This is a genomic window from Acinetobacter sp. XS-4, from assembly GCF_023920705.1.
Taxonomy (GTDB): domain Bacteria; phylum Pseudomonadota; class Gammaproteobacteria; order Pseudomonadales; family Moraxellaceae; genus Acinetobacter.
This window is the reverse complement of the sequence record NZ_CP094657.1, coordinates 750,228-763,550: the sequence shown is the minus strand read 5'-3', so window position 1 is coordinate 763,550 and position 13,323 is coordinate 750,228. Positions and strand designations below refer to the sequence as shown.

Genomic DNA, 13,323 nt, shown 5'->3' with positions numbered 1-13,323 from the left:
GAATTAAAGCACCCCATTCTCCAATAACATCTCAACCCCACTCACCTTTTTCATATGCTTTAAACGTTCCTTTTCCCATTTCACCTGCTGCTTTAGCTCAGCACAATCAGCATCTACAGCTTTATAGACATCACTAATATGTACATGCTCTGCTTTTACATTCTTCGCTAACTGAAAAGAATCCAAAATCTCAGCAATTTGGCTTTCAAGCTGCTGACTTTGCGCATCTAAAGCAAGTTTATAAAACCGCAATTGCTCGGCAGATAATTCTTTAGCGCCTAGCCCTTTATTCTGTTCAAGCTGTAACTGAAGTTTGAGTAAATAAAACAAATCCTGCTTTTCGTAGGCCTGACTTGCCTGTTGGAACAACTCAGTTTTTTCCTGTTTTTTTGTTTCATCTTGCTCACGGTCTGGGTGAATCATCGCGGCAATTTTTAAATAGACTGTTTTAAGTGACTGCGTTGCCATCTGCTCGGCTTGTTCACGTTTCTGTTGTTGTCTTTGCTGCTTGGCTTGTTCCCGCGCTTGTTGTTGCTCAGCAGCATATTGTTCAAAGTCTTCTTCTAACTCTGCACCTTGCTCAGCACTTTCTTCGTATTCAAATTTTATTGACTGAGCTTTTTTATTCTTTTTTACCGACTCCCCCACATGTTGCTCATAAAAGGTATTGATCTGCTTCACTAACTCTAACTGTCCAGCCGATAGCATTTTGGAGCGCTTCAACATTTGTGCAAGCTGGGCAATTTTTTCGTCTAGTTGTTGTATATCTGCTTTGGAAAACTCGTGGCTATGCAACATATTCCAAAGTTGATCCAACTGCTGAAATAAGACCTCATGTAAATCGCTATACACAGGCATCAATTTTTGCCGTATGTGCTGTTGAATCTCAGCTTGTGCATTTTGCCATGTGCTCAGGCTAACTTTTTGCTGCTCTATTTTATCAATCAGGCGATTCAGTTTTTTCTGCTGTGCAGACGGTTCAGACCTTTGCTGCAAGTTGACTTTGAGATCAAAGGACATACTCATCCACCTGAAAAAGAAAAAAGTGTAGCAATAATCAGATAAGGAAGGTAGCAAAGCATTTATTAAGTCAGAATCGGCCTATTTATTTTTAGAAAATAGAATGCGACTTAACTAAGTTATAACCTAAGAGATCCACCAAATCACTAATGGTAAAGTCACGGCAGCACATAAGGTTTGAAAGCTAATTACAGCTGCCATGAGCTGACTATCGCCACCCAAAACCTTAGTTAAAATGTATGAAGCAGAAGCCGTCGGTAGCGCAAAGAAAATGACTAAAATCTGTGTTTGCAAATTTGGTAAATCAAACCACATGCAAACCGCGTAAGCCAAGGCAGGCACTGCTAAAAGTCGTGAAAATGTATCAGCAGCCAATACCACGATGTCCTTTTTAATTTGCATAAACTGTAAAGCTGCGCCAACACATAGCAAACCTAATGGCAAACTTGACACTGAAAAAAGCTTAATAAACTGAGTAAAGCCTTCCCAAATCGGGATATGAAGCGCATTGACTGCTGCCCCTACTACACACGATGCAATTAAAGGATTTTTAAGAAGTGCAATCAAAACAGGTTTCATTGCCATGTGCTCTTTAGGGGTTAAAGCAAGCACTGAAATAACGTTCACAAGTGGAATGCAAAGCGCCAATAAAATTGCCAGAATTGCCATTCCTTCACTTTTAAAAAGCGAAGTGACTAGAGCCAAGCCAATATAGGTATTAAAGCGAACCATACTTTGTACATGCACACCAAAACGTGCAGGCGATATGTGCCAAAACATTCGAAGTATGTATAAAAAGGCGGTTACTGCTAAAACCACAATCAACATCGCAATAATGGCTGTGCTTAAGCTTTGTAAGTCAATTTTTGCGGTCGATAGCGTACTAAAAAGCAAAGCAGGAAATAAAATATAATAATTGAGCTTCTCTGCCCCGGCCCAAAACTCATCGCTAAAAAAACGATATTTTTTAAATAAGTATCCCGATGCAATTAATGCAACTAAAGGAAAAAGAGATAAAACAATGCTATTCATTTCTTTACTCGAGTGTTGTTGAGGCTTGCTGTTTTGGCAACTACCTTGGCTTACTCATATATTAAAGATAATGAAAACTCATGATAAAATGAGTTTTTACTCATAACAAATACAACATGACCTTTACCCAACTTGAAATTTTCGCACTTATTGCTGAACTAAAAAGCTTCACTGCTACAGCAGAAAAGCTGGGAATTTCACAGTCGGCAGTTTCCCATGCGCTTAAATCATTAGAGCAACAATGGGGCATTAACCTGATTTCACGCACTCAAAGTGATATTGAGCTCACCACGACAGGTCAGCAGCTACTCATTCATGTAAAAGAGCTATTGAGTATTTCCGATACCTTAGAAAAAGAAGTGGCTGCAATCCATGGTTTAAACGAAGGTACATTACGTATTGGCTCTTTTGGTGCTTCATCTTCTATTTATCTATTGCCTGAAATTTTAGAAACCTTTCGGCAGCGCTACCCTAAAATCGAAATTTATATTGATGAAGGCGAAGATAAAGAAGTTGCTCAGTGGTTACTAGAACGGCGCATAGAAGTTGGTTTTTTAATTATGCCAGATGAGCGATTCGATACATTCCCTCTAATTGAAGATCGTTTTGTTGCCTTAATTCCTAGTCACTATCCGCTCGCGCAACAACTCTATATTGATCCAGCACAGTTAGAAAACTGCCCATTTATTATGACAATGGCCGGTAGTAGACATCAGGTCGAATTAATTTTAAAAAACTTTAACGTGAAACCAGACATTAAATTTTATGTGTCACAAATTTTAAGTATCGTCAGCATGGTTCACAACCAGTTAGGAGTTTCGATTGTCTCTGATATGGTACTTACCAAAGAGCTACTCTCACTCTATCCAAACGTGGTCAAGCGCCCTTTTAAACCGAACCTTAAACGCTCTATTGGACTCGCAGTGAAAAATAAAAAGCACATGAGTCCAGCTGTGAAAGCATTTATTGAAGTCGCGCAATCCGTTTGGTCTAATCATTAAATGATTACGAATAATTTTTAGGAATCTGATAACGAAATCTTCCAGGTCAATTTTTGAGCGCATTAGATGACTTTTAACGTAAAAAGCGCCATAACTGCCCTATCCTAACCAAATCAATGCACCATTTATCGCCAAAAACTACTTTTTCAATTCAAATTGGTGCACTTATTGCATATTCACTTTTATGCAATTGAGTTTGTTTCGACAAACTTAGGTTTTTAGATTCCTTAAATCTATTTTGGTGCAATTTACAGACCCAGATTTGTTCCAAAATGGAATTTAGCACTTTTTTCGAGCATGCTATGCAAAATGTAGATCTATTTTTCTTATTACTTGGTGCTGTTTTGGTTCTTGCCATGCACGCAGGTTTTGCATTCTTGGAACTTGGTACAGTTCGCCATAAAAATCAGGTGAACGCACTTAGTAAAATTCTGACTGACTTTGCCCTCTCTGCAATCGCATATTTCTTTGTTGGCTACTATATTTCTTATGGTCAACATTTCTTCCATGATGGTACAAGCCTTGCGAGTGATCATGGCTACAACCTGATGCGTTGCTTCTTTTTACTCACTTTTGCTGCGGCTATTCCTGCCATTATTTCGGGTGGTATTGCTGAACGTGCAAAAATGCGTTCACAAGCAATTGCGACACTCGCTTTAGTTGCGCTGGTTTATCCATTTTTCGAAGGCATGGTCTGGAATGGTAACTACGGTCTACAAAAATGGTTAGAAGCCACTTTTGGTGCACCTTTTCATGACTTTGCAGGTTCAGTTGTAGTGCATGCTATGGGTGGTTGGATTGCACTTGCCGCTGTAATTTTATTGGGTGCTCGTTCTGGTCGTTATAAGAAGGACGGTCGTGTAAGTGCTCACCCACCTTCTTCTATTCCGTTTTTGGCGCTTGGCTCATGGATTTTGATTGTTGGCTGGTTTGGCTTTAACGTGATGAGCGCGCAACGTGTTGATGCAATTTCTGGTCTGGTTGCCATTAACTCGCTCATGGCTATGGTCGGCGGCACCATTACAGCAAATGCGATTGGGAAAAATGACCCTGGTTTCTTACACAACGGCCCACTCGCAGGCTTAGTTGCGATCTGTGCGGGTTCTGACATCGTTCATCCAGTCAGTGCACTTGTTATTGGTGGTGCAGCTGGTGCAATGTTTGTATATCTATTTACCTACACACAAAACAAACTCAAAGTTGATGATGTATTAGGTGTATGGCCGTTACATGGCGTATGCGGTGCGTTCGGTGGTATTGCAGTCGGTCTATTTGGTCAAAAATGGCTTGGTGGTTTAGGCGGTGTATCTTTTGCCTCACAACTCATTGGTACAGCACTTGCGATTGCCATTGCGCTCGCTGGCGGCTTTATTGTTTATGGCTTACTTAAAGCAACTATTGGCATTCGCTTATCTCAAGAAGATGAGTTTAGGGGTGCAGATTTATCCATTCACAAAATTTCTGCAAACTCTGAAGAAGGTATGTTTTAATTCTGTGTAGGCACGACAGAGTCTTTTCTTCTGTAATAGCAAATAATATCAGTTAATTACGTTACTTTTGTTTCGGCATGAGTAGCGTCTAAAGCTACGCAAGACCAAAACCATTTCCATTCACAAAACCTGTTCCCTGTTTATTACTATCAAAATAGTTTGCAAAAACTTTAAACTTCTTATGCTCAACAGGTTGTGAATGGATACACACATTCATCATTTTGGTCACGAAATTAAATTTAGTTTAAGAACAATTTAAGTTTTATTTTATGTAATACCTCCAACTCACATTCAAATTGATGTTGCATGGTAATGAATCAACAAAAACAATTTTTCCAACTTCAGCTTATTTTTCTTGTTCTTAGTTTTTTTATACTTTTATTCATATTTCCAGTGGGTGGGAACATTGATATGTATTTCATCCACCCTTGGATGGACTCAACAGGTCATTTCTTCAATCGGGACAATTGGTACCTTGTCAGGGTTAACCATGAAATCGTAAAACAAATCATTACCACGGTTTATGTGATCTTTTTATTTCTGTGGATTACGTCATTCAAAGTAGAAAAATTGAAGCTTTACCGCTGGCAATATGGCTATATGTTTTTTGTGAGCATGATTGGTAGCGGTGTAGTTGGCCTATTAAAATCACAATCTGCTCACGCTTGCCCTTGGAATATGGTTCATCCGACTGCTTTAAGTTATGTCTGGGACTTTACCTCTACGCATGGTCATTGCTTTCCAGGTGGTCACGCAAGCGCGGGCTTTATTCTAATGACAGGCTTTTTTGTTTATCGCCTTGAACAACCTAAACGTGCCTATTTTTATCTCATCGCTGGCATCATCTTAGGCTTTCTAATGGGCTGGGGACAAATGATGCGTGGTGCCCATTTCCTTAGTCACAATTTATGGACAGGCTGGGTGGTTTGGGCAGTGAATATCTTATTTTATAAAATTTGTGTTCACCGCTTTGAGTTTGAAAAACGAATCAAAGAAGAACTTGCTTAAATCAAGTTCTTGCTTCATGAATATGTAGAGCTTTAGGTAGTTTAACTAGAACAGAAAGTCCGCCAAGTTCCATGCTTCGATCTAAGGTCAATGTTCCACCTAAACGCTGAGTCGCTCGGTCAACAATTGATAAACCTAAGCCACTGCCCACTTCAAGATGGTGGTGTACCCGATAAAAACGTTTTAAAACTTTATCGTAATGTTCAGGGTCAATCCCCGCACCGCTATCTTCAATTTGTATACATGCTTCACCATCTTTAGCAGTAAAGACTGAAATATTAATCATTCCTTCATGAGGCGTATATTTAATTGCATTATCAATTAGATTAAAAATAATTGAGTGCACTGTTGGCTCAATACTATGCATTTCTATCGGTTCATTACGGACAAATCCTAGGTCAATATCTTTTTGCATAGCTAAATTAACCAGCTGTTCAACACAATTTAAAGCGACATCATTGAGTTGAAAAGCTTTGGTTGGTTCAATCACACTTAAAGAGACATCTTGCTTAGCCAAAGCCAAAAGCTGTGTGACCAAATGCTGAATACGTGCTAATCCCTTACTCAGATTTTGCAAAGACTCATGCTCAGGAAGTTGACTGATTAGAATTTTTGTTTGTAAATTTAGAGCTGTAACTGGGGTTCGAAGTTCATGTGCAGCATCAGCAATAAACTGTTTCTGTTCCATTTGAGCCTTTGATATACGCTCAAATAAACGGTTCATTTCATCGATGGTTGGCAATAACTCTTGAGGATAATCTGCAACTTCAATGGGTGTCAGTTCTTCCGAATCACGATGAGTCAGTTCATTTTTAAAGTCATCTATTGGCTTTAGCCCTCGACGAATAATTGCTGCTAGAGCAAAAATCGCAAATGGCAAAATAATTAAATATGGAATGAACATACTTCCAGCAAGTTCCCAAGCAAAAGCTTCACGAACCCGCTCTTGTTGACTGACCTGAATCTGGTAATCTTTTAAAGGCAAAACATAAGTTCTTACGACACCTTGGCTAGTTTTATGCGAATAAAAACCAGCTTGTGTAACAGGTGGAACCAATAAATGTAGATGGTGTGATAAATGGGCCTGATCTTTATAAGCCCAAATATCTACAAACAAATCTTCTTCATGATAAGTCTTATGAAAATCAAACTCGCTACTTACCGTTTTCAATGGATATTCAGCTGTTCGTTCTGCCAGATAACGCATTTGCGTATCTAAAATTTCATCAACTTCTTGAAGTGCAACCTTATAGGCACTAAAAATTAATATACAACCTAAGATGACACTGAAAATTGAGGTGCCCCAAATCAGTCGTTTCTTTAATGAATAATGCACTTTTATAAAGTTCCAAAATTGAAGCGAGGATTACCCTAAACGGTAACCCAACCCTCGAATAGTTCGAATAAAGTCTTTTCCAAGTTTAGCTCTCAAGTGATGCACATATACTTCAATCGTATTACTGGTCACTTCACTATCGAAATCATATAACTTATCTTCAAGATTTGCTTTAGAAAAGATTTTATTTGGGTGGCTCATTAAAGGAATAAGAATCGCCCATTCACGGTTCGACAAATCAATCCGTTGGCCTTTAAAGGTTGCAATATGTTGTTCAACATTTAAAACCAGATCGCCATTTTGTAAAAGTTGCTCATGGTTCGCAAGCTGAGCCTCTACTCCTGTACGACGCAACAGTGCATGAATACGGGCAAGTAACTCATCAAACTCATATGGTTTAATTAAGTAATCATCTGCACCATGGTTTAATCCATCTACACGGTTTTGTAGCTGGTCTCGTGCCGAAATGATTAAAACTGGAGTGACAGCTCTTTGACGAATTTGCTTTAAGACCTGCATGCCATCCATCATTGGCAAACCTAAGTCTAATAAAATGATATCAAATTTACTTTTGGCCAAGTGAGCCAGACCATCTAAGCCATTATTGACCCACTCCACCTCAAATTGATGATATTGCAACAACGTTATTGTTGACTCAGCAATCATAAAATCATCTTCAATCATTAAGATTTTTGTCATGTTCTAGGCTCGCTTTAGTTCACATGGGCACAAGAGTGCAGCATGTCCAGTTGAGGATTGATGACCTGAGTTTTTACATCCAGCATACTTAACAAACTTGGGAATAAATTATCCTGACTTAACTTTTGTTTCGTCTGTTGGCCTAAACAACTCACTTGTGCAAGATTGTGCTGTTTCCATTTATCAGAGAACCACATAATCATTGGTACATGTGTCTGTTGGGTTGGTGCGATTGCATAAGGCGAACCATGTAAATACATACCATGTTCACCAGTTGATTCACCATGATCAGATAAATACCATAAACCTGTTTGATATTTCGATACTTCTTTCAAATTATTAATCATCTGACTTAATACATGGTCTGTATACACAATCGTGTCATCATAACTATTTAATAACTCTGTTTGAGAACAGCCCTGTATCGCATTAGTATCACAAGTCGGTTTAAATGGTTGATATTGGGCAGGTGCACGCTTGTAATAAGCTGGACCATGACTTCCGACTTGATGTAAAACAATTAAACGTGGACGCGTATCTTCTTTAGGAATAGTGGCTAAATACTCATTTAAGCTATCAATTAAAATATCATCAAAACATTCGCCATCTTTACACCATTTTTGCTTTAACTTTTCTGATATTTGATATTGCTCAACACGATCACATGCGCCTTTGCAACCAGAATTATTATCAATCCAAGTCACTTGGTAACCTGCACGCTTTGCAATATCAAGTAATCCTTCACGATGACTTGCTAACTGTTCATCATAGTCAACGCGTGGCATGCCAGAGAACATACATGGAACCGAAACAGCGGTTGCTGTACCACATGAACTAACTTGAGAGAAATTCAAAATATCTTGTTTAGAAAGCTCTGGATTCGTGTTTTTAGCATAACCATTGAGTGAAAAACTTTCTGCACGAGCTGTCTCGCCAACAACCAGCACCATTAATTTAGGCAGGTTCTTTTGTACTTGCTGAACTTGATGAGCGTCTTCACCATAATGTATTAATGGTAAGTTCTTCTTAGGTGCCTTTTTATGATAATAAGACATTAAAGAAGAAATGGTGTTTTGAGGAGAAATCATGCCTTTCAAATCGCGATGTTCACGAAAAATGGCTGCAAAATCCACATAATATGTAAAAAGCAAAATACCAACAATTGCAAAAGAAGCGATAATTGAACCGACTTTTTTCAACAACAAATGGGATACTTTTTCTTTTTTAAGCTTTACTTGAGTAATTAAAATAATAGGTAAAACAACAAAGAAAACTGTCCAAAGTCCAAAGCGTAATGAAACTAAATCAGAAACTTCGGATACATCTGTTTGTATCATATTTTGAATCTGATCAGGCGAGATGATTACACCTAACGTATTAACAAAATAAGAGCTAAAACCACCAATAAAGACTAGCAAAATTGCAAAAATTTTAGCTGTCCATTTCCAGTTTAAAATTTGTAAAAGCGCATAATAAGCAGCAACAACAATAACTACTGTAGCAGCTAAAAATAGAATAGCCTTTACTCCAAAATATGGAGTTAAAAGATGTACTTTGTTATAAAAACCAATATTTAGAATTGCACCTAACCAAATGGCTATAATGAAATTAAACATAAACAGTGAAATCTGTTTATTTTTTAAGGTAGAAAAAAAATTCAGCATCTTGGGGGAACTACAATCTTTTTATGATGCTTTACTGTAGAAATTGAAACTTAAAAATGACTTAAATAAAAAATGATCTAAGACAGAAATCTTAAAAAATACTTATTTCAAAATTTTTTCTAACAAAAAGACGAGGTTAAATTTAACCTCGTCTTTTTTGATTTTTAACTAAATATTGTTCTTAGAAACTATATTTAGCCATTAAACCAACACGGTTATCTTTGTAAGACTTACCTTCAAAGGTATCACGCTTACCATTTACATATTCTAGACCTAAATCAATTGGTTTAACTGGTGTATAAATTACGTTCAGCCATGCTTGTTGAACTTTTTCATTTGCAGAAGCATTTAATTTTGCAAAATCAGTACCGTCATCAGCAAATTGAGCACCATACGCTAGTGTAGAACGTAAGTTAGGTAAAATCTTATAAGTTCCACCCACTTGTACTGCTACAAATTTATTCTGCTCAATAGAATTACCTTCTACTGCGTAAGGAGTGTTACTACCATATAAATAACTATTATCACCAACAACATATGATGCATCAGCAAAGAGTTTTAACGGATCAGATACTTTAAAGTCAGTACCTACAGCTACGCCCCAACCAACTTTATCATCATCAGCAAGCTGTGATTTATAATTTTCAACTAATGCACGAGCTGAAGCAGAACCTCTGCCTTCTGCATAGCCTTGAGTGATTTTAGCAGTTAATGCAGGTAGGCTATACTTAATACTATCGCCTGTAACCGAAGTAGTACTATCACCTTTTTCAGCAGAAACAAATAGTTGCGTGGTTGGACCTAACTTGTAGTTATAACGTACTTGAGGTACACGTTTAGTACCACCACCAATGTTTGTCGAGAAGTCGATCATTTCTGGTGCATGGTTAGATAGGAAGTTTGAAGTAGTTTGACCAAACAACCAGTTGTTATATGTTAAATAAGCATGACGAATACGCAATGAGCCATTTGAGTCTGTTGTTGAGCCAGCAAAATCGACTTCGATTTTACCACCTACTTTATCATCTCCCACAGGCGTATTAAAATCTAAACCAAGGCGTGTAGTTTTAGCAGTCGCACGTAATTTATCATGCGTTTTGCCGTCTGACTTACTTACATCACCGAAGTCGTTATCCGCACCTTCAATAATATAGTTAGCGTCACCACGAACAAAACCATATAGGTTCACATCAGCGCCAGCTTTAGATTTAAATCCTGCTAACGGCGAAACTGGTGCAGCAACTGGTTGTGCCTTAACTTCAGCTAACTGTACTTGCTGTTGTTGCTGTACTTGCTGCTGCTGTTGCTGTACTTGGCTTTGTTGTTGAATTAAAGCTTTTAAAGCTTCAACTTCTTTACGAAGCTGTTGAATTTCCGCTTTATCGGAAGTTGCAGCATGTGCCCCACTCATCATTAAAGCTGTAACTGTAAGCGCTAAACTTTTAACAACGAAAGATTTACGATTAAGGAATAGATCCATCAAAAACTCCAAAAATATATTTTATGTTGCCTATCCATGCCAAGTTGATTTACGCCATTAAATTAGGGGCTAAAAAATCAACTCTCCTCCACTTTGGTTACATTAATTTTATTACCGCAACCAAAACCAATTTCAACGTTATGCAAGACCAAAACCAATAACCAAAGACATAAAAAACACACTTTGAGTTACAGATTTTTACCTTGTCTTCATGTTGTAACGAATCCTACACAACTCTCTTATCTTATAGAATGATTAAATCGTTATTTCATTATTCTTTTTTAGACTTTAGGCTAATATCCAATCTAATTGAACATTTTTCTACCCATTTTAATTGATTCACATGATTTTTCTTGTTAACGAAATCCATTTTTACTCCAGTTAGCTTCCATTTGCTACCCAAACAAGATGGCATAATTAATAAAGCATTTAAATAGCTAAAAACATACATTTTTAAAAACATAGACAAAGGTATTAGATAACCCTTAGATCACTCGTTAATCGATATTAAATTTCTTTATTTCATTTAGTTAACATTATTTTTCTTGTAGTTTTACATATTTCCAGAGGTAAATAGGGAGCAAAGTAACAATGCCAATAATGACAATAGCTATCAAATAATGAAAATAACCGAAGGCATCTCCAAATACACCACTCAAACTATAAAGACCACCACTCACAGTCGCCATGACTGAAACCTGAAAGGTAAAATCTGTACCCGCATATTCTTTTCGACTGTAATGCATGACTAAAGTCAACATAACCACCAACAACATTGCCGAGAATGCATCCTCTAACGCATTGACTGTATAAATAGCCCAGACATTGAGTTGAATTTTCTGTTCGTAAGCATAAGCTAAATAGGTATAGGCCGCTAAGCTCATGATTTTAAATACTGAAAAAATAATTAAAGTGGTAGGTCTAGAGAAGTATTTAAGCACTCCACCAGCTATTGCTGCCCCTGCCAGTGCTGCTACTGCACCAAGCATGGTGATATAAACGCCAATTTGAGTAAAACTTAGCCCCATATCAACCATTAAAGGCTTAAGTAATGGCCCAGCTAAACCATCTGCTACTTTAAAAGTAATAAGTACAACTAACCAAGAACGAAGCTCTTTATTTTGAGAAAAATAACTCAAATAGGCCTTAATCTTTATGACTAAACTTTGCTGGCTAGGTTTAAGTTGATGACCTGAATAAGCTGCATGTTTAGGTTCTTTAAATAATAAAACGGGTAAAGTATTTAAAAATACCAAGGCTGCTAATAAGAGGAAAGTAGGTTGCCATGTTAACCAGTCTAAACACCAGAGTACGGCACCGCCCCCAACAATAAAACCCAGTCGGGAACCAATCACCTGAAACGTATTTCCCCAATGTTGCTGGTCATGCTTTAACAAATTGACAGCCAAAGCATCGGTCGCAATATCTTGTGTTGCTCCTGTTAAGTTCATTAAAAGAAGCGAAATAAAAAAAGCAAATAAATAAAGAGGCTGGTCTAAAGCTTGAATGGGGAAAAAAGACAAAATACACAGCACACCCACCGTCAAAAACTGCGTAGGTAAAATCCAACTACGATAGTGCCCCAAATGGGAAAGTGCATGTCGGTCAACCCACGGCGCCCAAAAGATCTTTATTGACCAAGGCAACATTAATAGGCCAAAACCACCAATATGAGCAAGTGACACACCTTGTGCCCTTAAAATAACCGGTAAAGCATGGGTCATAAAACCCACGGGTAGCCCTTGCGCCCAATATAAGGAAAATAGCAGAAGATAAAGATTTTGCTGCCGAAACATATATACCTACTTTTTATTTCTTTAATGAGGAATAACATCAAATGTCATGTTGTTCTTACATTTTGCCAATGAAGCATATATTTCAAAAGATTAAGATAAAACGAGGACAAGTTAAAATTTAAAAAAATATGGATCAATATTTCCCTAATTTACCTGATTTGGTACCCCAACGTGGTACTGCTTTAAGCCGGGCACTATTTAAGAAACTTTTTTTAGCGCAAGGTTGGACAATTGAAGGCGAAGTTCCTAATTTTCCAAAAGCAGTAGCGATTATTTCCCCTCATACTTCCAATATTGATGGATGGTATGGCTTTCTTGCGATTTTCGGATTAGGTATCCAAATTACAGTATTAGGTAAAGATGCCCTTTTTAAACTACCGTTTAAGCGAGCGTTAGACTGGGCTGGCGTTATTCCTGTTAAACGTGACACAGCCAATGGACTTACTGAACAAGTCGTTGCAACCATTCAAAAATATGACAAGATCTGGATTGGGATGGCACCCGAAGGCACACGTAAAAAAGCAAAAAAAATGAAAAGTGGTTTTTACCATATTGCCGCAAAAGCCAACATTCCCATTGTGATGTTTTCTTTTGATTATGATCGTAAGACGATTCACTGCTTAGGTCACTTAGACCCAAGTGGCAACTATGCTGAAGATCTACAAAAGATTTTTGAGCGTTATGAGGGAAAAATTTCACCCAAAAATCGCAATTGGCTTGCCGAACCTTTACAAAATCTAGTGAAAAAAACCTAGCAAAAATTGAGCGAATCTGGTCTTATGGCCCTTCTTAATTTA

13 protein-coding genes are annotated in these 13,323 nt (G+C 37.7%); 4 read left to right on the top strand and 9 right to left on the bottom strand.

Annotated features, from left to right (window positions below; genetic code table 11):
• Positions 1-3 precede the first annotated feature (3 nt).
• Complete coding sequence (locus MMY79_RS03750) at positions 4-1,020, bottom strand: molecular chaperone DnaJ (RefSeq protein WP_252612124.1); 1,017 nt, start codon at positions 1,018-1,020, stop codon at positions 4-6.
• Positions 1,021-1,146: 126 nt separating this feature from the next.
• Positions 1,147-2,052, bottom strand: a complete 906-nt coding sequence (locus MMY79_RS03745) for an AEC family transporter (protein WP_252612122.1) — start codon at positions 2,050-2,052, stop codon at positions 1,147-1,149.
• Positions 2,053-2,168: 116 nt separating this feature from the next.
• On the opposite strand from MMY79_RS03745, the gene MMY79_RS03740 reads away from it, so the two are divergent.
• Together MMY79_RS03740 and MMY79_RS03735 are read left to right on the top strand one after the other, a co-directional pair.
• Complete coding sequence (locus tag MMY79_RS03740; RefSeq protein WP_252612120.1) at positions 2,169-3,053, top strand: LysR family transcriptional regulator; 885 nt, start codon at positions 2,169-2,171, stop codon at positions 3,051-3,053.
• 302 nt (positions 3,054-3,355) lie between these two features.
• Entirely contained in the window at positions 3,356-4,543 is a 1,188-nt protein-coding gene (locus tag MMY79_RS03735; protein ID WP_252612118.1) for an ammonium transporter, read from the top strand.
• A 94-nt stretch (positions 4,544-4,637) separates the two neighbouring features.
• Here the strand turns inward: MMY79_RS03735 and MMY79_RS03730 are convergent, their stop codons facing one another.
• Positions 4,638-4,772 (bottom strand): hypothetical protein, encoded by a 135-nt coding sequence (locus MMY79_RS03730; protein WP_252612116.1) that lies wholly within the window; start codon positions 4,770-4,772, stop codon positions 4,638-4,640.
• A gap of 77 nt (positions 4,773-4,849) precedes the next feature.
• On the opposite strand from MMY79_RS03730, the gene MMY79_RS03725 reads away from it, so the two are divergent.
• Entirely contained in the window at positions 4,850-5,551 is a 702-nt protein-coding gene (locus tag MMY79_RS03725) for a phosphatase PAP2 family protein (protein WP_252612114.1), read from the top strand.
• Position 5,552: 1 nt separating this feature from the next.
• On the opposite strand, the gene MMY79_RS03720 is transcribed toward MMY79_RS03725, so the two are convergent.
• The 6 genes from MMY79_RS03720 to MMY79_RS03695 all read right to left on the bottom strand — a co-directional run bounded on the left by MMY79_RS03720 (position 5,553) and on the right by MMY79_RS03695 (position 12,526).
• Positions 5,553-6,887 (bottom strand): ATP-binding protein, encoded by a 1,335-nt coding sequence (locus MMY79_RS03720; protein WP_252612112.1) that lies wholly within the window; start codon positions 6,885-6,887, stop codon positions 5,553-5,555.
• A gap of 30 nt (positions 6,888-6,917) precedes the next feature.
• On the bottom strand, positions 6,918-7,586 hold the full coding sequence (locus MMY79_RS03715; RefSeq protein WP_252612110.1) for a response regulator transcription factor: 669 nt from the start codon (positions 7,584-7,586) through the stop codon (positions 6,918-6,920).
• A gap of 14 nt (positions 7,587-7,600) precedes the next feature.
• Complete coding sequence (locus tag MMY79_RS03710) at positions 7,601-9,250, bottom strand: phosphoethanolamine--lipid A transferase (protein WP_252612108.1); 1,650 nt, start codon at positions 9,248-9,250, stop codon at positions 7,601-7,603.
• 181 nt (positions 9,251-9,431) lie between these two features.
• Entirely contained in the window at positions 9,432-10,730 is a 1,299-nt protein-coding gene (locus MMY79_RS03705) for a DcaP family trimeric outer membrane transporter (protein WP_252612106.1), read from the bottom strand.
• A gap of 271 nt (positions 10,731-11,001) precedes the next feature.
• Complete coding sequence (locus MMY79_RS03700) at positions 11,002-11,193, bottom strand: hypothetical protein (protein ID WP_252613421.1); 192 nt, start codon at positions 11,191-11,193, stop codon at positions 11,002-11,004.
• 73 nt (positions 11,194-11,266) lie between these two features.
• Positions 11,267-12,526: an MFS transporter gene (locus MMY79_RS03695; protein WP_252612104.1), complete on the bottom strand. Its 1,260-nt coding sequence runs from the start codon at positions 12,524-12,526 to the stop codon at positions 11,267-11,269.
• Between the two features lie 128 nt (positions 12,527-12,654).
• Here MMY79_RS03695 and MMY79_RS03690 point away from each other — a divergent pair, with 128 nt between their 5' ends.
• Entirely contained in the window at positions 12,655-13,281 is a 627-nt protein-coding gene (locus MMY79_RS03690; protein WP_252612101.1) for a lysophospholipid acyltransferase family protein, read from the top strand.
• Positions 13,282-13,323 lie beyond the last annotated feature (42 nt).

Bases quoted from the DNA above. Each gene is read 5' to 3' on its own strand.
- MMY79_RS03750 (WP_252612124.1), bottom strand. From the start codon at position 1,020: ATGTCCTTTGATCTCAAAGTCAACTTGCAGCAAAGGTCTGAACCGTCT.
- MMY79_RS03745 (WP_252612122.1), bottom strand. From the start codon at position 2,052: ATGAATAGCATTGTTTTATCTCTTTTTCCTTTAGTTGCATTAATTGCA.
- MMY79_RS03715 (WP_252612110.1), bottom strand. From the start codon at position 7,586: ATGACAAAAATCTTAATGATTGAAGATGATTTTATGATTGCTGAGTCA.
- MMY79_RS03695 (WP_252612104.1), bottom strand. From the start codon at position 12,526: ATGTTTCGGCAGCAAAATCTTTATCTTCTGCTATTTTCCTTATATTGG.
- MMY79_RS03735 (WP_252612118.1), top strand. From the start codon at position 3,356: ATGCAAAATGTAGATCTATTTTTCTTATTACTTGGTGCTGTTTTGGTT.
- MMY79_RS03725 (WP_252612114.1), top strand. From the start codon at position 4,850: ATGGTAATGAATCAACAAAAACAATTTTTCCAACTTCAGCTTATTTTT.
- MMY79_RS03710 (WP_252612108.1), bottom strand. From the start codon at position 9,250: ATGCTGAATTTTTTTTCTACCTTAAAAAATAAACAGATTTCACTGTTT.
- MMY79_RS03705 (WP_252612106.1), bottom strand. From the start codon at position 10,730: ATGGATCTATTCCTTAATCGTAAATCTTTCGTTGTTAAAAGTTTAGCG.
- MMY79_RS03740 (WP_252612120.1), top strand. From the start codon at position 2,169: ATGACCTTTACCCAACTTGAAATTTTCGCACTTATTGCTGAACTAAAA.
- MMY79_RS03700 (WP_252613421.1), bottom strand. From the start codon at position 11,193: ATGTTTTTAAAAATGTATGTTTTTAGCTATTTAAATGCTTTATTAATT.
- MMY79_RS03690 (WP_252612101.1), top strand. From the start codon at position 12,655: ATGGATCAATATTTCCCTAATTTACCTGATTTGGTACCCCAACGTGGT.